Genomic DNA, 22845 nt, shown 5'->3' on the forward strand with positions numbered 1-22845 from the left:
CACACCATGAAACGTCTGCTGCTGCCGGTAGCCTTGCTACTGGCAGCGTGCAACCATCAGGGCGGCAGCTCCGCCAGCGACTATATTGTCGACCTTGATCGCACCCAGATCTGCTGGGGTAGCGGCGAATGCCTCAACCTTGAATTGATCATCCCTTCCTTCAATGAGATCCGCATTGAAGAGGCTTATGGCCTGCCCACCACTAACGCCGACTGGGATGTGGAAGACCTCGCCAGCCTGCTGATATCCCCGCCCAACAACCTCTATCAGAGTGAACAGATCGCTCCTAACCGTTATCAGGTACCCTACAACGAAGCGACCTATGCGGTCTGGCGCTACCTGCGTCAGGAACAGCGGGAGCTGTATGATTCCAACGACCGCGGCAATTCCAACTGGCCGGGCAATTCAAATATTCAGTAGCTGACGGGCATTGGCAGTGGTGACGGCGGCAATCCGCTGTAACGGGACTCCCCGCAACTGCGCCAGAATCCCTGCCACCTGAAAAACCCGGGATGGCCGGTTAATCTGCTGAGGGTATTCTGCCAGGGGCATATCCGGCGCGTCGGTTTCCAGTACAATCGCCTCCAGCGGTAACTGCGCTGCCAGCTGACGCAGTTTTGTCGCCCGCGAGTAACTGACGGCACCTCCAAAGCCGAGCTTAAAGCCAAGATCGATGTACTGCCGGGCCTGCTGCTCGCTGCCGGAAAAGGCATGCACTATGCCTGCTCGCGGCAACTTACGCTGCCTCAGGCGTTGCAGCACCTGGTCATGGGCTTTACGTACATGAAGTAACACCGGCAGATCAAACTGCGCCGCCAGTGCCAGCTGGGCATCAAAAAGCTGTAACTGGCGTTCGCTGTCGAGGGTTTTGATAAAGAAATCGAGCCCGATCTCCCCCACTGCCACAACCCTTTCCTGCGCCAGCAAACGGCTCAGCAGCTCAAGATCCTGATCACGGTGCTGAGCAATAAAACAGGGATGCAGCCCCAGCGCGACCGGCCTGCTGCCACTCTGCAACGCCAGCAGGCGTGGCCAGTCTGCCGCGGTAACACCCGGCATCACAATAGTGGATACACCCAGATCCGCGGCCTCTTCGATGACCTCGTCACGACAGGCATCAAAAGCCGGAAAGTCCAGATGGCAGTGGGTATCAATCAGTGGGAAGGTATCAGCCATAGGGCTAACGATAGAGAGGCGGGAAGCTGGAAGCAAGCGAGAAGCGGCGGATCCGGAACGATCCGCCGCAGTACCGTCAGGGTCGGTCCGCTTTAATGCTCGCGGGTAGCGCGGAAAGCGACATCCGGGAAACGCTCCTGAGCCAGGCTCAGGTTAACCCGAGTCGGCGCCAGGTAGGTCAGCAGACCACTGCCGTCGATTCCCAGGTTGTCGTGGTTCTTACGGCGGAATTCATCCAGCATTTTCTGGTCGTCACACTCGACCCAGCGCGCAGTCTGGCAGTTAACGGCTTCATAGACACAATCCACCTTGTACTCATCCTTCAGGCGGAACATAACCACGTCAAACTGCAGCTGACCCACGGCACCCAGTATCAGGTCATTGTTTTTCAGCGGCTGGAACAACTGTACCGCCCCTTCCTCTGACAACTGCTGCAGACCTTTCTGTAACTGTTTCATCTTCAACGGGTCGATCGGACGCACCCGGCGGAAGATCTCCGGCGCGAAGTGCGGGATACCGGTGAACTTAAGGCTTTCGCCTTCGGTAAAGGTATCGCCGATCTGGATCGAACCGTGGTTGTGCAGGCCGATAATATCGCCCGACCAGGCCTCTTCGACATTCTCACGGTCGCCCGCCAGGAAGGTGACCGCATCGGCAATCTTCACATCCTTATTGATACGGGTGTGCTTCATCTTCATACCTTTACGGTACTGGCCGGAGCAGACCCGCATAAAGGCGATACGGTCACGGTGTTTCGGATCCATATTTGCCTGGATCTTGAAGATAAAGCCGCTGAACTTCTCTTCCGCCGCCTCAACAGTACGGGTCTGAGTGCTGCGGGGGATCGGCTGAGGCGCCCATTCAACAAAGTTGTTCAGCATCTCACGTACGCCGAAGTTACCCAGCGCGGTACCGAAGAAGACCGGCGTCAGTTGCCCCGCCATAAAGGCTTCGCTGTCCCACTCATGGGTAGCACCGCGCACCAGTTCTATCTCTTCGACAAAATCATCGTACTCATCTTCCAGCAGGGCACGGGCTTCATCGCTGTCCAGGCCGACAATACGACGATCTTCCTGGATGGTATGTCCCATTCCTGCCTGGTACAGATGGATCTCATCGGTGTAGAGGTTATAGACACCTTTAAACAGCTGTCCCATGCCGATCGGCCAGTTGATCGGTGCTGCGGCAATCTTCAGTACCTCTTCGATCTCATCCAGCAACTCAATCGGATCACGGATATCGCGGTCCATCTTGTTGACGAAAGAGAAGATCGGCGTATCGCGCAGACGGCAAACATCCATCAGCTTGATGGTGCGGTCCTCGACACCTTTGGCGCCATCCACCACCATCAGGGCGCTGTCCACTGCCGTCAGGGTACGGTAGGTATCTTCGGAGAAGTCCTCATGCCCCGGGGTATCCAGCAGGTTAACCACCCGGTTGTTCCAGTGGAACTGCATCACGGAGGAAGTGATGGAGATACCACGTTCCTGCTCCATCGACATCCAGTCAGAAGTCGCATGACGGTCGCTCTTCTTACCTTTTACGGTACCGGCTGTCTGGATCAGGTTTCCGAACAACAACAGTTTTTCGGTAATAGTGGTTTTACCCGCATCCGGGTGGGAGATGATCGCAAAAGTTCTCCGCTTGGAGACTTCCTGCTGAATTGGGGAATTTGACATCAATAGAGATCTTCTGGGTTGCAGGTCGAAGGCTCAGCCGCATCAGGGAGATACCCCGGCAACAGTGAGACTCGATGTTAATCGAAACTGGCGGCTATTTTCCCTGATCCGGCGGCTATACACAAATCCTGATCAGAATCTCTGCAGTCAGCTGCGCCGCTCAGGGCGCATCATTCTCTGCCACCCTGGCGACCGCCTGCTCAGCCTGCAGCTGCTGCATCAGCTTGCTCTGCCGTGCCACCTGCTGCCTGAAGGCCCCCTTCTTCGATGAAGCGATGGTCTTCACCACCGGTATCTTTGCCGTCATCGGGTTAACCGGGCGGTTATTGATATGGAATTCGTAGTGCAGATGAGGCCCGGTGGAGCGGCCACTGTTGCCCGATAACGCAATCCGCTGACCACGGGAAACCTTTTGTCCCTTGCGCACTAGTGCCTTACTCAGATGCAGGTAGCGGGTACGGTATTTATAACCGTGTTTGATCTCGATATAGAGTCCGGCATAGCGGTGCCGGATCACCCGGCTGACCACGCCATCACCCGCAGAGAGCACCGGGGTACCGATGCGCAGCGGGAAATCGGTGCCATTATGGGGACGGATCTTTTTCGTGATCGGATGGCGGCGACGTGGATTAAAGCTGGAGGAGATACGGTATCTCTTCTTCAGCGGTATGCGCTGGAAGGCCTTTTCCAGACTGCGCCCTTTTTCATCGTAATAGCTTTCATTGAACAGGAAAGCCGACAAGGTGCGGGTTTTGCCCTGATAGCGGAAGCCTTCAACCTTACTGTTACCGGTTGGCTGATCTTTGACATACTGCCGGGACACTACCACCTGAAACTTGTCCCCGGCCCTGGCATCACGCCGGAACTTCACCCGCTCTTTCAGTAGGGTCGTAATACTGTAGGCCTCGGCCAGCGTCGTTCCGGCCTTCTTCGCAGACAGATGAAAACTGCCATGGACCTCGCCGGCAAACACCTCCCGCCGCCACTGTCCTTTAGCGATATGTTCCTTAACCTCGAAGCTTCCGACCTTCTCGCGCGAAAAGACCACTTTGTAGGTCAGCCCTGACTTGAAGGTAAAACGCGTCAGTAACTGCTTGTCGTTGAAGTCAAACTCCAGACGGTGCCCGGGCCTGATCGTATCCAGCGCCAGCACATCCAGATCCGCCTCCAGCAATTTGTACATGGTGGCCTGTGGAATCCGGAAGACCTCAAAGATCTTACTCAGGGTATCCCCTTTGCGCACGATATAGCTTTGCTCGTGTTCCGGCTCAGCATCCTGACCTGCGGCGACCAGTACTTCCGGCGCAGGCAGGGCTTGCGCCGCCTCGGCATCACTCAGGCTCAGCGGCAGTTCAATACTCTTGCGAATGCGTTCCGGCGCGGACGAAGAAGGCGAGACCAAAGCGCCTGACAGAATCAGGGCGGCCAGCAATAGCAGGATTTTATGCAGTCGGGGAAGCTGTACAACAAAGGATCGAAATCCATTTAATACCGAAGTGACTACTTTCAAGAGACGATCCACTCTGACTATTGTAACCGGGCAACGCTGATACCCGTAGAAACTTGTGCACAGTCTTATCTACCGGACTGTAATAATGGCTTCATTATCGGACAAATTTCTGACATTGAAAGCACTGATCGCCGCGCATTGTACCTCAAGCACCCACAGAGATCGCGGCAACGCCATAATAATAGTGCGACAAATTGCCCCAGCAGCAGCCGTGGCTAAATTGCTATAATCCGCCGCTATGGCGAATCATCAGAACAACCTGCTCCAGCTTAGCTACATCAGAACCCTGACCCTGTTCGGCCAGTGCATTGCCGTACTTTTCGTGCTCTATATATTACAGGCTGAGCTGGATATCTGGCTGGCGGGCGCCACACTCACCATGCTGGCGCTGCTCAATGCCGCCACCTATGCCCGCCTGCATTCGCCCTGGCCGGTGACCGAGCCTGAACTCTTCACTCAGCTGGTTGCCGATATCAGTCTGCAAGGCGCCCTGCTTTATCAGATCGGCGGCAGTACCAATCCCTTTATCTTCCTGCTGCTGGTGCCACTGATCATTGCCGCGACCACTCTTTCCCGCCTGTACGTCTGGATCATCTCAGCGTTAGTCGTCGCGACATACAGCTCTCTGCTGTTCTACTACCAGCCGATCATCGTTATCACCAGCCACCAGCACAGCATGCTCAGCCTGTTTGACCTGCACATTACCGGGATGTGGCTGAACTTTCTGTTAACTGTCCTTGTCGTGACCTACTTCGTGATGCGGATGCAGGGCTCGATGCAGCAGCAACGCCAGCAGCTGGCACAGGAGCGGGAAAAGCGCATCCATGACCAGCAGCTGATTTCACTGGCAACCATGGCCGCCGGTACCGCCCATGAACTGGGCACCCCTCTCAGTACCATGCGCGTCCTGCTGAAAGAGATGGAGCTGGACCATCAGGACGATACCCAGTTGCGTGAAGATATTTCAGAACTGCAGCAGCAGGTGGAAAACTGCGCCCGGCGCCTGCAGCAGATGACGCGTTCGGTGCGGGAGGAACAGCAAAACCGCCGCCTGCTGGCCGTTGATCAGTTGCTGCATGAAGTTCTGGAGCAATGGCAACTGATGAGACCGGAAGCACAGTGGCAGCTGGAGATTAACAATAGCAGCGAAATACCGAAGCTGGCGGCGACAACCTCCCTGCGACAGGCCCTGATCAACCTGCTCAATAATGCCGCCGATGCCAGCCCGGTGGATATTCGCATTAAGCTGGACTGGAGCTGCAGCCAGATCATTCTGCAGATTCACGATCAGGGGGCGGGGTTATCCCTCGAGACCCATGATAATCTGGGCAAGCCCTTCGTCACCACCAAGGGCCGGGGGTTGGGCATCGGCCTGTTCCTGACCTCCAGCACACTGGCAAGCTATGACGGCGAAGTCAGGCTGTATAATCATCAGGATGGCGGCACCCTGACTGAAGTCACACTGAACAGGCCTAACGCTGCGCCGCAGACAACCGCGAAAGGAGCAACGCTATAGTGAGCGATTCACTTCCCACACTGCTTATAGTCGATGACGACAGCAGCTTTACCCGGGTACTCAGCCGGGCGATGAAGCGCCGCGGCCTCGATGTCACAGTGGCCCACAGTGCCGAGGAAGCGCAGCAGGTTATCCCGTCCCTGAAGCCCGATATGGTCACGCTGGACCTGAAGATGGAGGGTGCTTCAGGCATCACCCTGATCAGCGATATCAGGGCCTGCAACCCGCAGGCCCGTATCCTGATACTGACCGGCTACGCCAGTATCGCCACCGCCGTCGAAGCGATAAAGCTGGGAGCGACCCAGTACCTGCCCAAGCCCGCTGACGCGGACCAGATCCTGGCCGCCCTGGACAATGAAAATGCCAACCCGGAAGTCGGGATTGAAGAGCAACCGATGTCAGTAAACCGGCTGCAGTGGGAACATATCCAGAAAGTACTGACTGAACATGACGGCAATATTTCGGCCACCGCCCGCGCCCTGGGGATGCACCGTCGCACCCTGCAGCGCAAACTCGCTAAACGGCCAGTACGTCACTGATAGCCGCAAGGCTGTCTCTACTGGTCGTCGATATATTCACGGGCATTAAAGGTACGTATCCAGTCGGGATAGAACACCATAATACCGGTCAGCAAAATACCGTTCAGCAGGCCTTCCGGAAACATGATCAGCGGCAGGTACATCACATACTCGCGGTGAATCCGCGCCCAGTCATAGACCCCTTCCAGCCACAACACCGCCACGGTAGAGCTACCGGCAACCGCAGCGGAGATACCCGCGCCGGCAAAGCCGCAGATAAACAGATAGATAAAGAAGTTCTTCGGCAGCCGCGCCTCTACCTGCTTCAGCAACAGGCTGGTCACCAGCACCGGCAGCAATACGCTGCAGACGCCATTCAGGGCCAGCCCGTCCCAGCTTTCGATACCGATCAGGGCCATTCCCAGCAAGGCCAGTGTTGCCGCCAGAATTGCCAGATCCCAACCGAACACCAGGGTCAGTGCCGTTACTCCCAGAAAGTGGATCGCCAGTCCCGGCGAAATACCGGCACGCATCGTCCACATCAGCATCAGTACGACCGTGGCACCGAAAAACAGGTGCTGCAGTGCCCGGTTGCTGAACAGCACACCCCAGGGCGCGCGCCATGCAGCCATTGCCAGAGCGGCCAGATATATGATCAGGCTCAGCCAGAGGCTCCAGCCACTTAGTAATCCGTCTGTAATGCTCATTAAATATTAGACTTCGTTTATATATGAGATGAATTGTACAACGAATTCGGACCACGGGGGCAGCAATTAGGCTAGTCTGAAACATACGTTCACTAACCTTAAATCTAGCCTGAGCCGCCCCGTGGCAGCTGACAATCTGTGTTCCGGAGATGGCTACAGGAATCACTGGTCTTAAGATGTAAAACTGATATATTGAAATGCACCGACCCAAGGCAGGACGCTAATAATGAGAATACTGATTGTCGACGACGACAAGCTAATTAGAAGCATACTCATTGCGGTAATAGAAGACTCAGGGCATGAAGTAGTGGCAGCCAGCCACGCCAGGGAAGCGCTGGCGATACTGAAAGACAAGCCTATGGATCTGGTGTTAACCGATGTGGAGATGCCGGATATTGATGGCTTTGAACTCACCCGGGAGATCCGCCGTCAGCATAGCAACTGGTTTCCGATTATCTTCCTCAGTGGACGGACAGATGAAGCCCACCTCAGCAAGGGGATCGACGCCGGTGGCGATGACTACCTGACCAAGCCGATCAGCCCGGTCGTGTTATCAGCCAAAATCCACGCCATGGAACGAATCGCTCAGATGAAGAGCGCACTGGACGAAGCCAATATTGAACTGCAGCGGCTAAACCGGATCGACAGCCTGACCCAGGTGACCAATCGTCACGGGCTGGAACAGGAGATGGAGCGGGCCTGGAGAGATCAGCAGCGCAGCCAGCAGGAACTGAGCATGATTATGCTCGATATCGATCACTTCAAACTTTACAACGATAATTACGGTCATCAGAAAGGTGATGAGTGCCTGAAAAGTGTGGCGCGCATACTGAATGGCTGCCTGCAGCGGCCACGGGACCTGTTTGCCCGCTTTGGCGGCGAAGAGTTTGCAGCAATACTGCCTGAAACTCCGCTGGAAGGTGCCCGTCACCTGGCAAGCCGGATGCTGACCCAGTTGGAAGATGCCAACCTGCCGCACGAATTTTCAGATAGCTCATCGCGGGTAAGTGTCAGCATCGGTGTCAGTTCGACAAAATTCAGTGCAACATCGGGCCCCAAGCTGTTGCAGCAGGCCGACGAAGCACTCTATGCGGCAAAGCACGGCGGGCGCAACAGGGTGATCTGCTACGGCGATAAGGAGTAACTAAAGGGACAGGCTCATCAGGACAGCATCCTCGCGCCCCTGTTCACCCTTATAGTAGCCCTTGCGAACGCCCTCCTCGCTGAAACCATAGGTTCGATAGCAATTGCGTGCCGCAAGGTTGCTGTCCCTGACCTCCAGCAAGATCCGCCCGACTCCCAGGGATTTAAGCTGCTCACCGGCCTGGCGCATCAGGCCGGATGCCAGCCCCAGCCCCCGCGCTTCGAAAGCCACCGCTATCTGCAGCAGCTCGGCTTCATCAAGGATATAGCTGTAGAGGGCAAATCCCTGCAGCTGCCTGCTTTCCGGCGCAAAGACACCCAGCGCCAGAGTGCGTTCGCGATTCAGCCACCCCGCCAGCTGTGTCTCGCTCCAGGGTTCTGCAAAGACCGCGCATTCCAGCGCAACCCAGGAATTAAGATCAGCCTCAGCCAGGGGCCGGATCAGTAGCTTATTCATTGCGCAGGAATTTCACGACCGGCTGCAGGTCCAGCCAGATATCCCGTTTCACACCCGGGACATGCATGGCCTCTGTCAGGCTGCGTGTCGCCAGGGCTTTAATCCCCGGACGGTAACTGAACATAGCGCCGCGCAGTTCGTCCAGCTCCTCATCACGCTCCAGCACCATCTGTGCCGCCGCCTCGCCAAATAGCAGCATTACCTTTACATCCGCCACCAGCGCACGTTTCAGTTTATGCCTGATGGCAATCTGTGCCTGCTCATAGCCCTGATCGATGGTCTTGCTGACAAACATCGGCCAGGGCAGCAGGGTGGCGGGCGGGAATGCTGGCAACCCGGATTGCAGCGCGCTGCAGATTGCCTGAGCAAGGTTCTGGTGATGCTCGGTAAAACCGTCTTGCCCCTGGGTCGGCAGGCTGTCGATCAGCAACAAAGGACCGGTCTGCACGAATGCCAGCTTAAAGCGCGGATCCGGCTTATTCGTCGCAGCCGGTGTAACCGGTTCAGTCAGTGGCTGCTGCGGGGATGCCACCGCTGCAGCCGCCGGTTTAGGTTTAGGCTTAGCATCCAGCTCAGCTCCCAGCGTCTGTGCCAGCATCGCCCGGGCAGCCTCCCGCGACTGGGGCGAGGGCTGCATCTTTTTCGGGCGCGGTCGCAGGCGCGGATCGGCATTACCGGGCTGCAGCATGGCATCGCTGCTATCGCCGGCATAGTCATCATAGTCGCCCTCACTAAAGGGGATCTCGGGGGCGGGATAACGAAAATCCCACACCCAGTCTTCCGAGGGCGCAGCTCCGGACAGGGGCTGCTGTGGCAGCCAGCTGGTGATCCCCAGGGCATCCAGATACTGGTGACGCTGCTGTTGCTCCATCATTTAGGCCGCGTGTCCTGCTTACACCTGAGGGTGTGCTTTCTGGATATTGGCATCCAGCATATTCAGGGCATGAATGTAGGCTTTGGCAGAGGCGATAATGATATCGGTATCTGCGCCCAGTCCATTGACGATACGGCCGCCGTTTTCCAGACGCACAGTTACCTCACCCTGAGAGTCGGTCCCCTGGGTGATGGCGTTTACTGAGTAGAGCTGCAGCTCGGCCTCTGAAGAGGCGATCGCTTCAATCGCTTTGAAGGCTGCATCCACCGGACCCGATCCCATCGCTTCCGCCTGAACCTCTTCGCCTTCAACCTGCATCACCACCTTCGCCAGCGGTGTTTCACCGGTCTGGGAGGTTACTGCCAGACTGCTCAGCTTGAATTTTTCACTCGCCGCCGCCGCGCGGGTATCGCTGACCAGTGCCATCAGATCTTCATCGAAGATCTCATGCTTCTTATCGGCCAGCTCCTTGAAGCGGGCAAAGGCACTGTTCAGTTCGGCATCAGTCGCAAAGGTCGTTCCCAGTTCGTCCAGGCGGCTGCGGAATGCAGCACGGCCGGAATGCTTACCCAGTACCATACGGTTAGTATTCCAGCCCACATCCTGGGCCGTCATAATCTCGTAGGTCTCACGGTGCTTAAGCACGCCATCCTGGTGGATACCGGACTCGTGGGCAAAAGCATTCGCGCCCACAATCGCCTTATTCGGCTGCACCGGGAATCCGGTCACGCTGGAGATCAGGCGGGAGGCAGGCACGATCTGAGTGGTATCGATATCAGTCTCAACGCCCAGCATATCCTTACGGGTGCGGATCGCCATCACGATCTCTTCCAGCGAAGCGTTACCGGCACGCTCGCCCAGGCCATTGATAGTACATTCCACCTGACGGGCACCGGCACCGACGGCCGCCAGCGAGTTAGCCACCGCCAGACCCAGGTCGTTATGGCAGTGTACCGAGAAGATCGCCTTATCAGCGTTGGGAATACGCTCGATCAGCTGGCGGATGGTATAGGCAAACTCTTCAGGTACGGCGTAGCCTACCGTATCCGGGATATTAATGGTGCGGGCACCGGCATCTATGACCTGTTCGATAATACGGCACATGAAATCCAGCTCGGAGCGGCTGGCATCTTCCAGCGAGAACTCGACATCATCGATCAGGTTGCGGGCGCGCTTAACTGCATGGACGGCCTGGGCGACAACCTGATCCGGCTGCATCTGCAGCTTGTACTTCATATGGATCGGAGAGGTGGCGATAAAGGTATGGATACGGCCGCTGTTGGCATTAAGCAGCGCTTCACCGGCGCGATCGATATCCGCATCCAGCGCCCGGGAGAGTGAACACACGGTACTGTTCTGTACGGCTTCAGCAATCGCTTTCACCGACTCGAAATCACCCTGACTGGCGATCGCGAAACCGGCTTCAATGACGTCGACGCGCATCTTCTCCAGCTGCTTGGCCACCCGCAGTTTCTCGTCACGGGTCATGGACGCACCCGGGCTCTGCTCGCCGTCGCGCAGCGTGGTATCAAAAATAATTACTTTGTTGTTATCACTCATCGGAGATACTCCAATCCATTCAACGCGATGCCGAAAATCAGGCGTCACCTTGTCTACGATTGCTGGAATTCGGGGTTGTAGTGTCAGGCAGACGGTCAGGCCGGAAAACGGGGTATCCGGACAGTGCTGACAGGCCGGAAAAAGCTTGAAAAGCGTCCTGAAGCCAGTGGCTGCCGCAGGGCTGTCAGGGGCTGATTTTTCCCTGAAATCTCACCTGGCCACTATCGGAAAATTTTGATTTTAATTGCCACCAGACTATACAGTGCCATTGACTATTTGCAAGGTGAAAGGCCTACAATAGGGGACCTGTAATCCCGCCGCCTGCTTGCTTTTCAGCGGATCGGGCCGATGGTTATCATCTGCTTTTTTTCAGCCAGCCAGCACCGGAATCAAACTTATGGCCTCAGAATTTGATCGTCCTGTCGATCGCAAAAACACTTCCAGTCTGAAATGGGAAAAGTACGGCGATCCCGATATTCTGCCGATGTGGGTAGCCGATACCGACTTTCTCTCGCCCCCTGCCATTCAGGAGGCACTGCAGGAGCGGATCAGTCACGGCATATTCGGCTATACCAATACCCCGGATGAACTGACCCGCCTGGTGATCGACAGAATGGAACGGCTCTATCAGTGGCACATCGAGCAGGACTGGCTGGTCTGGCTGCCGGGACTGGTATGTGGCCTGAACCTGGCCTGCCGCGCCACCGGCCAGCCCGGAGACCGGGTGCTGACCCCGTCGCCGGTCTACCCACCCTTTATGTCGGCGCCCCATCTGGCAGGGCAGCAGGTGGTTACCCTGCCGCTCAAAAACAGCAACGGTCACAACAGCCTCGATCTTGAGGCACTTGAAGCGGCAATCACAGCAGACAGCAAGTTGCTGCTGTTCTGTAACCCGCATAACCCCGGCGGCACCGTCTATCGCCGTGAAGAACTTGAACAGCTGGCGGCGCTGGTACTGAAACACGACCTTTATGTCTGCTCTGATGAGATCCACTGCGACCTGATTCTGGAACAGGGCCTGGCCCACCAGCCGCTGGCTGCACTGGGGCCGGAGATCGGTGCCCGCTGCATCACCCTGATGGCACCGAGCAAAACCTTCAACATCGCCGGCCTCGGCTGCTCCTTCGCCATTATTCAGGACCGCCAGTTACGTAAGCAGTTTAATAATCAGCGCAAAGGCATCGTACCCGACGTCAACCTGCTTGGTTATACCGCTGCGATTGGAGCCTACCGAGATGGCGATGAGTGGAACCGGCAACAGATCGATTACCTGCGCCAAAACCGGGATTACCTGATCCGCGAGATCAATCAGATTCCGGGACTGAAACTGGAGAAAGTAGAAGCAACCTATCTGGCCTGGATCGACGTCTCCGGAGCCAAGCTGGAAAATCCGGCCCGCTTCTTTGAGCAGGCCGGGGTCGGGCTTTCGCCGGGACGCGACTTCGGCGATGACCGCTTTATGCGACTGAACTTTGGCTGCCGCTTTGAACTGGTGGAAGAGGCGGTGCGGCGTATCCGCCGCGCTTTGCTGAATCAGCTGCCAGCCTGATCAGGCCCTGTTCAGTGGGAATGCCAGCACATCACGGATGTTGCTGGTTCCCAGCGCCATCATCACCAGCCGGTCGACTCCCAACGCCACCCCGGCACACTCCGGCATACCCGATTCCAGCGCCGCCACCAGCCGCATCTCCAGCGGCCGGCAGGGCAGCCCCAGCTGTTCACGACTGCGCTGGTCTTTCAGCAGGCGCGCTTGCTGCTCTGCGGCGTCGGTTAGCTCATGGTAGCCATTAGCCAGCTCGATGCCATTGACGAACAGCTCGAATCGCGCCGCCACTTCAGTACCGTCCTGACCGGTTTTGACCTTCGCCAGCGCCGCCTGTGATGCCGGATAGTCATGGACAAACACTGCGCCGCGGGATGCCAGCGCCGGTTCAATCACATGGGACATGAGCAGGTTCAGCCAGGTATCCGGATCATCATCGTCCAGTTCGATCTCGATATGCTGACGGGTAACAGCCGCCAGCTGGCGGGCATCGGCCTGATGCGGGTCCAGCCCCAGATAGTGCTGAAACAACTCGCCATAGCTATAGTGACTGATCGCCACATCCCCCAGCACTTCAGACACCAGCGCTTCGACTTCGTCCATCAGTTGCTGATCATCGAATCCCGGCCGGTACCACTCCAACATGGTGAACTCGGGATTATGGCGCTTGCCGTATTCGCCGTTGCGAAAGGCTTTTGCCATCTGATAGATCGGCCCGCTTCCCGCCGCCAGCAAACGCTTCATGGCATATTCCGGCGAAGTCTGCAGGTAAAGGACCTGTGCTTCGGCCTGAAAGTGTGGCCGGTACGCGGTTTCGATGGTGTCGATAAAAGGGTCACTGACAGCGCAGTGCGACATTACCGGGGTATCCACCTCCATCACGCCGCGGCGGGCAAAAAACTGGCGAATCTGTGCCAGTACTTCGGCACGGCGCTTAAGGTTGTCTACACTGGCGGTGGGTTGCCATTGGGTCGGATTCATTGTTCGCTTTTTTCACAACAGACAGAAACAAAAACGGCAGCCCCGGGGCTGCCGTTTCAGAAATACAGATCAGCTTAAGCGCGGGATACGTAATCACCAGTACGGGTATCGATCTTCAGCACTTCACCCTGGTTGATGAACAGCGGTACACGTACCACAGCACCGGTAGACAGGGTTGCAGGCTTGGAACCACCCTGCGCCGTATCACCCTTCAGGCCCGGATCAGTTTCAACCACTTCCAGCTCGACAAAGTTCGGCGGTGTAACTGCGATTGGGTTACCGTTAAACAGGGTCACCATGACTTTATCCTGCTCTTTCAGCCACAGCTTAGCATCGGCGACAGCATTCTCATCCGCAGCCACCTGATCGAAAGACTCCGGCTCCATGAAGTGCCACATCTCGCCATCGAAGTAGAGGTATTCCATATCACGATCCATTACGTCCGCGCCTTCAACGCTTTCGTTGGATTTGAAGGTACGTTCCCAGATACGACCAGTCAGCAGGTTACGCAGCTTTACACGCGTGAATGCCTGTCCTTTACCCGGTTTGACGAACTCGACGTCAACCATGTTACAAGGATCACCATCGATCATTACTTTCAGACCGTTTTTAAACTGGTTCGAAGAATAGTTAGCCATAAAAAATACCTGGAAATTCAATCAGAACAGCGGGCCGAAAAGCTGGAGGACCGGCCTGATAACTGCATCAGATACCGGCCCGGCAGGGTTCTGCCACGCCAAATGCCCGCTATTCTACTCCATTGCCCCTGTCGCTAAAAGTGACGTGACAAATAAGGCATGAGCTTATTCGACCGCATCAGAGCATAGCCTGCTGCAATGCCGCCCGGTAGTCTGAAAAACAGCCCGCATCCAGCCCCGGCTGCTTGCTCTCCTCGACCCAGCGCCGCAGTTTGATCGCCAGTGGGAAGAAGGGTTCGGCACGGAAATCCTCAATCTCATCCTGCTCCAGCAGGCCGCCCTGCAGCTTCAGGGAATAGCGGGAAGCCGCCGACAGGGTAGCAAAGTAATGCTCCTCTACGCTGCACAGGTAGCGCTTGGCCCGGGCATGCAGGCGGATCGGCTCACACACCTGTTTACTGAAATAGGGTGCCAGAAAGCGTGCGCCGATACGGTCTGCATCGACGTTGCCAAACTCGGAGTCACTGTCTTCCAGCAGATGACCTATATCATGCAGCAGGGCTGCCGCTACCATCTCATCACTGGCTTGCGCCTGACGCGCCAGTTCGGCGCACTGCAGCGCATGCTGCAACTGGCTGATCGCCTCACCGTACTGGCCACAGCCTTTATCAGCATAGAGCTGTTCAATCTGGTCGATAATCGTGGTCATGATATTGCCTCAAGTTTTTAGCCTAAGCCGATGCTGCGGTGTCCGGGTTACAGAAACATGAATTGACAGCCCGACAGGCGAAAGGGAGAATCCGCCGCCATGAGCAGATCCGATGTCATACAGCAAACTCTTCCCTGGCAGAAAGTCCTGAGCCAGGCGATCGCCAGCCCGGCAGAACTGCTGCAACAGCTGCAGCTACCGCAATCTCTGCTGGCCGATGCCAATATAAGCAGCGAGCTCTTTGCCCTGCGGGTACCTGAACCCTTTCTGCGTCGCATCCGCCCGGGCGATCCCAATGATCCACTGTTACTGCAGGTGCTGCCGCTACAGGCCGAACAGCAGAAGATCAGCGGCTATGTGACCGATCCGCTGCAGGAAGCGGACGCCAACCACCGTGACGGCCTGATCCATAAATACAATGGCCGGGTACTGCTGATCCTCACCGGTGCCTGCGCCATCAACTGCCGCTACTGCTTCCGTCGCCACTTTCCCTATCAGGACAACCGCCTCGGCCCTGAGCAGTGGCAGTCGGTGCTGGACTATATAGAGGCTGACCAGGGCATCAGTGAAGTGATCTTCTCCGGCGGCGATCCACTGGCGGTGCCGGACAGCCGGTTACGGAAGATGATCGCTGACCTGGAACAGATCCCGCACCTGCGGCGGCTGCGTATCCACACCCGCCTGCCCGTAATGATTCCACAGCGGGTCACCCCGGAATTGCTGGACATATTGCAGAACAGTCGCCTGAAGACGGTGATGGTGTTGCACAGCAACCATGCCAATGAGATCGACGATGAGGTTCGAGAGGCGATCAGGCTGCTGCGCCGGGCGGATGTACAGATGCTTAACCAGGCCGTGCTGCTGCGGGGGATAAACAATTCGGTCGCCGTGCTGAAAACCCTGAGCGAGAGCCTGTTTGATGCCGGGGTACTGCCCTACTACCTGTTTGTGTTTGACCCGGTAGAGGGCGCCGCCCATTTCGATATCAGCGATGCGGATGCGCAACGGCTGATGAGTCAGTTACAGGGCGAGCTACCGGGTTACCTGGTGCCGAAACTGGCACGGGAGATTCCCGGACGCAATGCCAAAACGTTGCTGCCGGTCGATAGCCAGCCGCTCTGAGCGGCTGGCACTGGCCGTCAGTCCTTTTTCGGCGGTACCGCCATCGGGAAAGCCGTAATAGTGCCCTTGGCATCACTCATCTTGGCTACGCCCTCCTGCTCTACCTCGTCAATGCGGATCACTGCCTGCATCGGGATATAGGAACGTTTCACGCCGGCAAACTGCGCTTTCAGCTTCTCCTCACCCGGATCCACCAGCAGCTCGGAACGGTTGCCAAAGACAAACTCCTCCAGCTCGAGAAAGCCCCACATATCACTCTGATAGACGTGCTTCACGTACAGTTCGTAAGCCTGATCCTGATTGACGAACATCACGCGGTAGATGCGATCATCATTAGCCATGAATAGTTATTACCTTGTGCGAAAACTGATAAATACCGGGGACTGATATTGGGATAAAATCCCTGAATACAAGCCTGCTCAAAAATCAGACAATCTATCTGGACACGGCTAGGCACTGTCAGGTGCATTCCGTATAATGCGCGGTTTCCTTGAGCAACCCCTTTAGTAACCACAGGTGAGTAATGGCGAAAAAGCTGTTTATCAAAACCCACGGCTGTCAGATGAACGAGTACGACTCTTCCCGTATGGCAGACCTGCTGGGTGAAAGTCACGAGTTAGAGCTGACCGACTCTGCTGAGGACGCTGATGTCCTGCTGCTTAACACCTGTTCGATCCGTGAGAAGGCTCAGGAAAAGGTATTTCACCAGCTTGGCCGCTGGCGCAAGCTGAAAGAGAAGAACCCTGATCTTAAAATCGGTGTCGGCGGCTGCGTTGCCAGTCAGGAAGGCGATGCCATCCTCGGCCGTGCGCCTTATGTCGATATGATCTTTGGCCCACAGACCCTGCACCGCCTGCCGGAGATGATTGACGAAACCCGGAACGGCTCCGTCGGCATCGTCGATGTATCCTTCCCGGAAATCGAGAAGTTTGATCACCTGCCGGCGCCGAAAGTGGAAGGTGCCGAAGCCTTCGTCTCGGTGATGGAAGGCTGTTCCAAATACTGTACTTTCTGCGTGGTGCCCTACACCCGTGGCGAAGAGGTCAGCCGTCCGCTGGATGACGTCATCACCGAGTGTGTCGAGCTGTCCGAACAGGGGGTACGCGAAGTCAATCTGCTGGGCCAGAACGTTAACGCCTATCGCGGTGCCACCCATGACGGCGATATCGCCGACCTGGCTGAGCTGATCCGCAACGTGGCCGCGATCGACGGTATCGACCGCATCCGCTTCACCACCAGTCACCCGGTAGAGTTTACCGACAGCCTGATCGAAGCCTACGCCGATGTACCGGAACTGGTCAGCTTCCTGCACCTGCCGGTACAGAGTGGTTCCGACCGCGTCCTGATGGCGATGAAGCGTGGCCACACCATACTGGAATACAAGTCCAAGCTGCGCCGCCTGAAGAAAGTACGTCCCGATATCTGCTTCTCTTCCGACTTTATTATCGGCTTCCCGGGCGAAACTGACTTCGACTTCGAGCAGACCATGAACCTGATCGCCGAAGTAGAGATGGACCAGTCCTACAGCTTTATCTACAGCCGTCGCCCGGGCACGCCGGCCTCCGACCTGCCGGATGATGTCACTGAAGAGACCAAGAAGCAGCGCCTGTCGATCCTGCAGGAGCGCATCAACCAGCAGGCGATGCAGATCAGTCGCCGTATGGTGGACAGCACCCAGCGCATCCTGGTCAATGGCTACTCCAAGAAAGATCCGGGCATGCTCTCCGGCCGTACCGAGAACAATCGCGTGGTTAATTTCCGCTGCGATAACCCAGACCTGATCGGCCATTTCGCCGATGTGAAGATCGTACAGGCCTATGCCAACTCCCTGCTCGGGGAACTGATCAGCTCCGAGCTGGATCAAATGCATTAAGCAGTCTTTATGGACGGTAATTTGAATACAGCACAATCGATCAACCTGACCCTGGAACCGGACAACCCTGAATTCCTGTCCAACCTCTGCGGTCAGCTTGATGAACATCTGAAACTTATCGAGCAACGTCTCAATATCGAGATCCGCAACCGCGGTAACAACTTTCAGCTACTGGGCAACCTGAATGTAATTCAGGTTGTCAGCAACATGCTTCAGGACCTCTATGGCGAAGCCAGTAACGGCCAGCTGCTGACCCCGGACCAGGTACATCTTTACCTGCAACAGTCCGGCGTAGAGCAGATGCAGCAGAGCGACGACTGCGACAAAGAGGTGGTGATCCGCACCAAGAAAGCGCTGATCAAACCACGTGGTCCGAACCAGCAGAAATATGTCCGCTCTATCCTGCGCCAGGATATCAACTTCGGCATCGGTCCGGCCGGTACCGGTAAGACCTATCTGGCAGTGGCCTGTGCCGTCGACGCCCTGGAACGGGAAGAGATCGAACGCATCCTGCTGGTCCGCCCGGCGGTTGAAGCCGGCGAACGCCTCGGCTTCCTGCCCGGCGACCTGAGCCAGAAGGTCGACCCTTACCTGCGCCCGCTCTACGACGCCCTCTATGAGATGCTGGGTTTCGAGCGCGTTGGCAAACTGATCGAGCGCAACGTAATCGAGGTTGCACCGCTGGCTTATATGCGTGGCCGTACCCTCAATAATGCCTTTGTTATCCTCGATGAGAGCCAGAACACCACCAAGGAACAGATGAAGATGTTCCTGACCCGCATTGGTTTTGGCTCCACGGCGGTTATCACCGGTGACGTAACCCAGGTCGACCTGCCTAAGGGCACCTACTCCGGCCTGAAACACGCCATGCAGGTGCTGGACGGCGTCGAGGGGATCGGCTTTACCCACTTCACGGCGAAAGACGTGGTACGCCACCCGCTGGTTCAGCATATAGTGCGCGCCTACGACCGCTTTGAGAATCTGGAACAGGCCGGAGACAAACAGCGTTGAGTTATTTTGTCGAACTGCAGCAGGAGATTGAATCACCTGAACTGCCTACCGAAGCCCAGCTGAAAAGCTGGGTTGAGGCCGCTCTCAGCGGTCAGCGTGACAGCGCTGAGCTTTGCATCCGCATCGTCGACGAAGACGAGAGCCAGAGCCTCAACCATCAGTACCGCGGCAAAGATAAATCCACCAACGTACTCTCATTCCCGTTTGAGCTGCCCGAAGGGGTGCCCGAGATGGATCTGCTGGGCGATCTGGTGGTCTGTGCGGCCGTGGTCGAGCGTGAAGCCGGTGAACAGGGTAAACCCCTGCACCACCACTGGGCGCATATGATCGTACATGGATGCTTGCATCTGCTGGGATACGATCATATAAATGACGAAGAAGCCGAAATCATGGAATCGCTCGAGCGGAAAATTCTCGCCGGGCTGGATATCGAAGACCCCTATCAGGAACAGTAACAGAGGACACAATGAGCGAAGATCGATCGGGACAACCGCGAAGTTGGTTGGGCAAACTTGCCCAGGCATTCACAGATGAACCCCGCACCCGGGACGACCTGCTAAGCGAAATCCGCGAAGCAGCCGATGAAAACCTGCTGGACAACGAGGCACTGGGCATCATAGAAGGTGCCATGCTGGTATCAGACAAGCAGGTCCGGGACGTAATGATCCCCCGCTCTCAGATGGTTGTTGTCGAGGCCGACCTGACTCCCCGTGAGTTTCTGCCGGTGATTATCTCCAGCGCCCACTCCCGCTTTCCGGTCATCGGCGAGACACCGGACGAAGTCCTCGGTGTGTTGCTGGCCAAGGATCTGCTGCCGCTGATCCTCGAAGGCAACCTGGAAAATTTCGATATCCGTCAATGTCTGCGCAAGCCAACGGTCATCCCTGAATCCAAGCGCCTGAACGTCCTGTTACAGGAATTCCGCACCAACCGTAATCATATGGCCATCGTTGTCGACGAATATGGTGGCGTTGCCGGGTTGATTACCATTGAGGACGTGCTGGAACAGATCGTTGGTGAGATCGAAGATGAGCACGATATCGAAGAGGATGACGGCAATATTAAACCCTTCGATGACAACAGTTTTATCGTCAAAGCCCTCACCGAGATCGAAGATTTCAACGACTTCTTCGATGCCAGCTTTGCGGATGACGAGTTTGACACCCTCGGCGGCATCGTCACCCAGAAATTTGGTCATCTGCCGCAGAAAGATGAAACCGTCCAGATCGACAGTTTCACCTTCAAGGTCCTGTCGGCCGATAACCGACGTATCCGCCTGTTGCAGGTTACCCGTAAGAGCAACTGATTCAGATAACAGATGCTGGCACTGATAGCAGCCGCACTGGCAGGGATGCTCGTCACCCCTGCCCTGGCCCCCTTTAACTATGTCTGGCTGGCGCCCCTGGCGCCGGCCGTTTTGTTTTTGCTGCTGAGAAATGCCTCGCCCCGCCAGGCATGGTGGCGTAGCTGGGCCTTTGGCAGCGGCCTGTTTGGTGCCGGTACCAGCTGGATCTATGTCAGCATGGTGGAGCACAGCGCCACGCCGCAGGTCCTTGCCATCGGGATGACCGCTCTGTTTGTCATTGCCATGGGACTGTTTGTCGCCCTGCCTGGCTGGATCTGGCGGCGCTGGCTGGCTGGCCGGTTTGCGGCGCTGTCGTTTATCGGCCTCTGGTTTATGACCGAATGGCTGCGCAGCTGGGTCTTTACCGGCTTCCCCTGGCTTTACCTGGGATATGCCACACTGGATACCCCGCTGGCGGCCTGGCTGCCGATCGGCGGCGTCTGGCTGGGCAGCCTGATCATGGCCCTGGCCGGGGTCGCCATCGCCAAACTCCTGGTCGGCCGCAACCTGAGCCAGCGCCTGGCGCCGGCCCTGCTACTGGTTATCACTACCCTCGCCACTTTCTACCTCCCGACACAGTGGACCCGCGCCGAAGGTGAACCGATCCGCGTTGCACTGGTTCAGGCTGACATCGCTCAGGAAATAAAGTGGAAGCGCACCCGGCTGGAAGAGATCCTGCAGCGCTATATGGACCTGTCCGGTGAAGCCGGCAATGCGGAATTGCTGATCTGGCCGGAAACAGCCATACCGACCTTCTATTCCATCGCCCTGCCTCAGCTCGGCCCTTACCTGGATCAGCTGGAAGAGCAACAACGCACCCTGATCAGCGGTATACCCACCGCCCGACTTGATCCGGATGACGGCAACGACTACCTCTATCACAACAGTATCGCGGTACTCAGTGGCGGCCTCGGGGTCTACCACAAACAACGCCTGGTGCCCTTTGGTGAATACGTGCCGATGGAAAGCCAGCTGCGCGGTCTGATCGACTTCTTTAACCTGCCGATGTCCAGCTTCAGCCTGCCGCAGGGTGAGCAGGAACTGCTGAACTTTCATGGCCGCAGGATTGCGGCCAGCGTTTGCTACGAGATCGCCTATCCGGAGCTGATCCGGGAGAGCGCCGTCCGCGCCAACCTGCTGCTAACGGTCTCCAACGACACCTGGTTCGGCAACTCCATCGCGCCGGATCAGCATATGCAGATCGCCCGGGTCCGGGCGCTGGAAAACGGACGCTGGCTGATTCGCGCCACCAATAATGGCATCAGCGGACTGGTCAATCCTCAGGGGGATATTGTCGCCGTAGCAGAGCGCTTTCAGCAGGCGGTGCTGAGCGGCGAAGTGCAGTCGATGCAGGGTGCAACTCCCTACCAGCGCTGGGGCCAGCTGCCCGCTCTGCTGCTGGCCCTGCTGCTGTTACTGGCAGGAGGGGTGCCGCGCCGACAGTCCCGCCTCTATCGCTGACACCGCTGGCTGGCCCTGCCTCTTCAAAACCGGAGAAACAACGGGCAGGGCCGGTTACCAGTAAAGTCCGGCGTATTCATCCAGATAACCGTCGCGAATCACCTCGGTCAGGCGGTCCCCTTCGACAAACTTACCGACACAAACCTCAAAATGCTCACCACTGGCATAATGAACCGTCAGGCTGAAGCCCATACCCGGGCGATGGTTCAGGCCCAGGGTGCGCTTCTCTCCGGGAGCGATCTGCAGTGCACTGATCAGCTCTTCGGTATTGCTGTTGCCGTGCTTAATATCGACCCGCGTCAGCAACTGCCGGGACTCATTGACCAGTTGCACCATCATTAACTGTGCCGGTACCGGCCGGCTCTGCAGCAGCGCTGTAATGCTCAGGCACAGCAGCAGGCTGAGCAGAACCCAGCCGGCACAGGCTTTCTGCGACACCGCCTAGACCTCTGGCGGAGTCCACTCCGCACTGACGCGGCGGAAATAGCGACCGCCACACTGGGCACAGCTGCGCAGGATCTCTGTTTCCATCAGCACCGTGGACGCACCGCACTCCAGGCACTCCAGTGTCCCGGCGGTGGCAACCTCGCCCTCAATATACTGATCTTCGGTATGATCAAGCTGCTCGCGCAGGGTCTCCTGCTCGATCCGGGTGCGGTCGGCCAGATCCGTCAGCAACCCCGCCAGCCGCTGCTCCAGCGCATTGAGGTCAAATTTCAGGAAGGCGGCCACACCCTCACCGGTTTCGTGGGCATAGTGCCCCAGCCGGCGCAGGTCCCGTTTGACATAGGCACTAAGCAGTCCGACCTCATCGCGGGTCATCTCCTCGGCGGTCAGTTCGACCTCAACAGCCTCCTCGATCTTGTCCTGAAGGTAGTCCCATGATTTATATTCCGCCTGCTTCAGATTGTCCCGCAGGCGCTGCATTACGCGATCGAATGCGGCTTTCATATCGGGTTTTTCTGGCTTCTGCGTACTCATATTCCTCTCCTGAGCTGCGGTTCCTCTGTTGACAGTTCCGC

24 protein-coding genes are annotated in these 22845 nt (G+C 57.0%); 11 read left to right on the forward strand and 13 right to left on the reverse strand.

What is annotated here, in order from left to right:
- The first annotated feature begins 6 nt into the window (after positions 1 to 6).
- Entirely contained in the window at positions 7 to 420 is a 414-nt protein-coding gene (locus Q354_RS0118190) for a hypothetical protein (RefSeq protein ID WP_027858846.1), read from the forward strand.
- Here Q354_RS0118190 and Q354_RS0118195 read toward each other — a convergent pair.
- The 3 genes from Q354_RS0118195 to Q354_RS26415 form a co-directional block, all read right to left on the reverse strand.
- Complete coding sequence (locus tag Q354_RS0118195) at positions 406 to 1176, reverse strand: TatD family hydrolase (RefSeq protein ID WP_036230603.1); 771 nt, start codon at positions 1174 to 1176, stop codon at positions 406 to 408. The two genes, Q354_RS0118190 and Q354_RS0118195, sit on opposite strands and share 15 nt — an antisense overlap.
- Positions 1177 to 1268: 92 nt before the next feature.
- Positions 1269 to 2855: a peptide chain release factor 3 gene (locus tag Q354_RS0118200; protein WP_027858848.1), complete on the reverse strand. Its 1587-nt coding sequence runs from the start codon at positions 2853 to 2855 to the stop codon at positions 1269 to 1271.
- 160 nt (positions 2856 to 3015) lie between these two features.
- Positions 3016 to 4365 (reverse strand): peptidoglycan DD-metalloendopeptidase family protein, encoded by a 1350-nt coding sequence (locus tag Q354_RS26415; protein ID WP_245601086.1) that lies wholly within the window; start codon positions 4363 to 4365, stop codon positions 3016 to 3018.
- 238 nt (positions 4366 to 4603) lie between these two features.
- Here Q354_RS26415 and Q354_RS26420 point away from each other — a divergent pair, with 238 nt between their 5' ends.
- Both Q354_RS26420 and Q354_RS0118215 read left to right on the forward strand, forming a co-directional pair.
- The gene (locus Q354_RS26420) at positions 4604 to 5881 is read left to right on the forward strand and encodes an ATP-binding protein (protein WP_036230606.1); all 1278 of its coding nucleotides are present in this window, start codon (positions 4604 to 4606) and stop codon (positions 5879 to 5881) included.
- Positions 5881 to 6420, forward strand: coding sequence for a response regulator transcription factor (locus Q354_RS0118215; protein WP_027858849.1), 540 nt, complete (start codon positions 5881 to 5883; stop codon positions 6418 to 6420). Before Q354_RS26420 ends, Q354_RS0118215 begins: the two co-directional genes overlap by 1 nt.
- A 17-nt stretch (positions 6421 to 6437) precedes the next feature.
- Here the strand turns inward: Q354_RS0118215 and Q354_RS0118220 are convergent, their stop codons facing one another.
- Entirely contained in the window at positions 6438 to 7106 is a 669-nt protein-coding gene (locus Q354_RS0118220) for an energy-coupling factor ABC transporter permease (protein WP_027858850.1), read from the reverse strand.
- Positions 7107 to 7332: 226 nt separating this feature from the next.
- Between Q354_RS0118220 and Q354_RS0118225 the strand changes: the two genes are divergently transcribed.
- Complete coding sequence (locus Q354_RS0118225) at positions 7333 to 8250, forward strand: diguanylate cyclase domain-containing protein (protein ID WP_027858851.1); 918 nt, start codon at positions 7333 to 7335, stop codon at positions 8248 to 8250.
- Here Q354_RS0118225 and rimI read toward each other — a convergent pair whose 3' ends face one another.
- From rimI to Q354_RS0118240, 3 genes are read right to left on the reverse strand one after another with little or no spacing between them, the layout of a single operon-like run.
- Positions 8251 to 8706 (reverse strand): ribosomal protein S18-alanine N-acetyltransferase, encoded by a 456-nt coding sequence (rimI, locus tag Q354_RS0118230; protein ID WP_027858852.1) that lies wholly within the window; start codon positions 8704 to 8706, stop codon positions 8251 to 8253.
- Entirely contained in the window at positions 8699 to 9580 is an 882-nt protein-coding gene (locus Q354_RS0118235; protein WP_027858853.1) for a uracil-DNA glycosylase family protein, read from the reverse strand. Before Q354_RS0118235 ends, rimI begins: the two co-directional genes overlap by 8 nt.
- 18 nt (positions 9581 to 9598) lie before the next feature.
- The gene (locus Q354_RS0118240; RefSeq protein WP_027858854.1) at positions 9599 to 11140 is read right to left on the reverse strand and encodes a 2-isopropylmalate synthase; all 1542 of its coding nucleotides are present in this window, start codon (positions 11138 to 11140) and stop codon (positions 9599 to 9601) included.
- A gap of 397 nt (positions 11141 to 11537) precedes the next feature.
- Between Q354_RS0118240 and Q354_RS0118245 the strand changes: the two genes are divergently transcribed.
- Complete coding sequence (locus tag Q354_RS0118245; protein WP_027858855.1) at positions 11538 to 12689, forward strand: MalY/PatB family protein; 1152 nt, start codon at positions 11538 to 11540, stop codon at positions 12687 to 12689.
- On the opposite strand, the gene epmA is transcribed toward Q354_RS0118245, so the two are convergent.
- The 3 genes from epmA to Q354_RS0118260 form a co-directional block, all read right to left on the reverse strand.
- Complete coding sequence (gene epmA, locus Q354_RS0118250) at positions 12690 to 13664, reverse strand: EF-P lysine aminoacylase EpmA (protein ID WP_027858856.1); 975 nt, start codon at positions 13662 to 13664, stop codon at positions 12690 to 12692.
- Between the two features lie 74 nt (positions 13665 to 13738).
- Positions 13739 to 14302 carry an elongation factor P gene (efp, locus tag Q354_RS0118255; RefSeq protein WP_027858857.1) on the reverse strand — a complete coding sequence of 188 codons (564 nt, stop codon included), beginning with the start codon at positions 14300 to 14302 and terminating at the stop codon, positions 13739 to 13741.
- Positions 14303 to 14480: 178 nt separating this feature from the next.
- Positions 14481 to 15011, reverse strand: coding sequence for an HD domain-containing protein (locus tag Q354_RS0118260; protein ID WP_036230612.1), 531 nt, complete (start codon positions 15009 to 15011; stop codon positions 14481 to 14483).
- Between the two features lie 99 nt (positions 15012 to 15110).
- On the opposite strand from Q354_RS0118260, the gene epmB reads away from it, so the two are divergent.
- The gene (epmB, locus tag Q354_RS0118265; RefSeq protein WP_027858859.1) at positions 15111 to 16133 is read left to right on the forward strand and encodes an EF-P beta-lysylation protein EpmB; all 1023 of its coding nucleotides are present in this window, start codon (positions 15111 to 15113) and stop codon (positions 16131 to 16133) included.
- A gap of 17 nt (positions 16134 to 16150) precedes the next feature.
- On the opposite strand, the gene Q354_RS0118270 is transcribed toward epmB, so the two are convergent.
- Positions 16151 to 16474 carry a DUF1820 family protein gene (locus Q354_RS0118270; protein WP_027858860.1) on the reverse strand — a complete coding sequence of 108 codons (324 nt, stop codon included), beginning with the start codon at positions 16472 to 16474 and terminating at the stop codon, positions 16151 to 16153.
- A gap of 182 nt (positions 16475 to 16656) precedes the next feature.
- On the opposite strand from Q354_RS0118270, the gene miaB reads away from it, so the two are divergent.
- The 5 genes from miaB to lnt are packed head-to-tail and all read left to right on the forward strand — an operon-like array spanning position 16657 to position 21823.
- The gene (gene miaB, locus Q354_RS0118275) at positions 16657 to 18006 is read left to right on the forward strand and encodes a tRNA (N6-isopentenyl adenosine(37)-C2)-methylthiotransferase MiaB (RefSeq protein WP_027858861.1); all 1350 of its coding nucleotides are present in this window, start codon (positions 16657 to 16659) and stop codon (positions 18004 to 18006) included.
- Positions 18007 to 18015: 9 nt separating this feature from the next.
- Entirely contained in the window at positions 18016 to 19017 is a 1002-nt protein-coding gene (locus Q354_RS0118280; RefSeq protein ID WP_156948419.1) for a PhoH family protein, read from the forward strand.
- Positions 19014 to 19472, forward strand: a complete 459-nt coding sequence (gene ybeY / locus Q354_RS0118285) for an rRNA maturation RNase YbeY (RefSeq protein ID WP_027858863.1) — start codon at positions 19014 to 19016, stop codon at positions 19470 to 19472. Before Q354_RS0118280 ends, ybeY begins: the two co-directional genes overlap by 4 nt.
- An 11-nt stretch (positions 19473 to 19483) precedes the next feature.
- On the forward strand, positions 19484 to 20323 hold the full coding sequence (locus tag Q354_RS0118290) for an HlyC/CorC family transporter (RefSeq protein ID WP_027858864.1): 840 nt from the start codon (positions 19484 to 19486) through the stop codon (positions 20321 to 20323).
- Positions 20324 to 20335: 12 nt separating this feature from the next.
- The gene (gene lnt / locus Q354_RS26425; protein WP_036230616.1) at positions 20336 to 21823 is read left to right on the forward strand and encodes an apolipoprotein N-acyltransferase; all 1488 of its coding nucleotides are present in this window, start codon (positions 20336 to 20338) and stop codon (positions 21821 to 21823) included.
- Between the two features lie 54 nt (positions 21824 to 21877).
- On the opposite strand, the gene Q354_RS27585 is transcribed toward lnt, so the two are convergent.
- Together Q354_RS27585 and Q354_RS26435 are read right to left on the reverse strand one after the other, a co-directional pair.
- On the reverse strand, positions 21878 to 22261 hold the full coding sequence (locus Q354_RS27585) for a hypothetical protein (RefSeq protein ID WP_051560310.1): 384 nt from the start codon (positions 22259 to 22261) through the stop codon (positions 21878 to 21880).
- Between the two features lie 3 nt (positions 22262 to 22264).
- Complete coding sequence (locus tag Q354_RS26435) at positions 22265 to 22804, reverse strand: zinc ribbon-containing protein (protein WP_036230619.1); 540 nt, start codon at positions 22802 to 22804, stop codon at positions 22265 to 22267.
- Positions 22805 to 22845: the final 41 nt, after the last annotated feature.

This window comes from Marinobacterium jannaschii DSM 6295 (genome assembly GCF_000620085.1).
Classification (GTDB): Bacteria; Pseudomonadota; Gammaproteobacteria; order Pseudomonadales; family Balneatricaceae; genus Pontibacterium; species Pontibacterium jannaschii.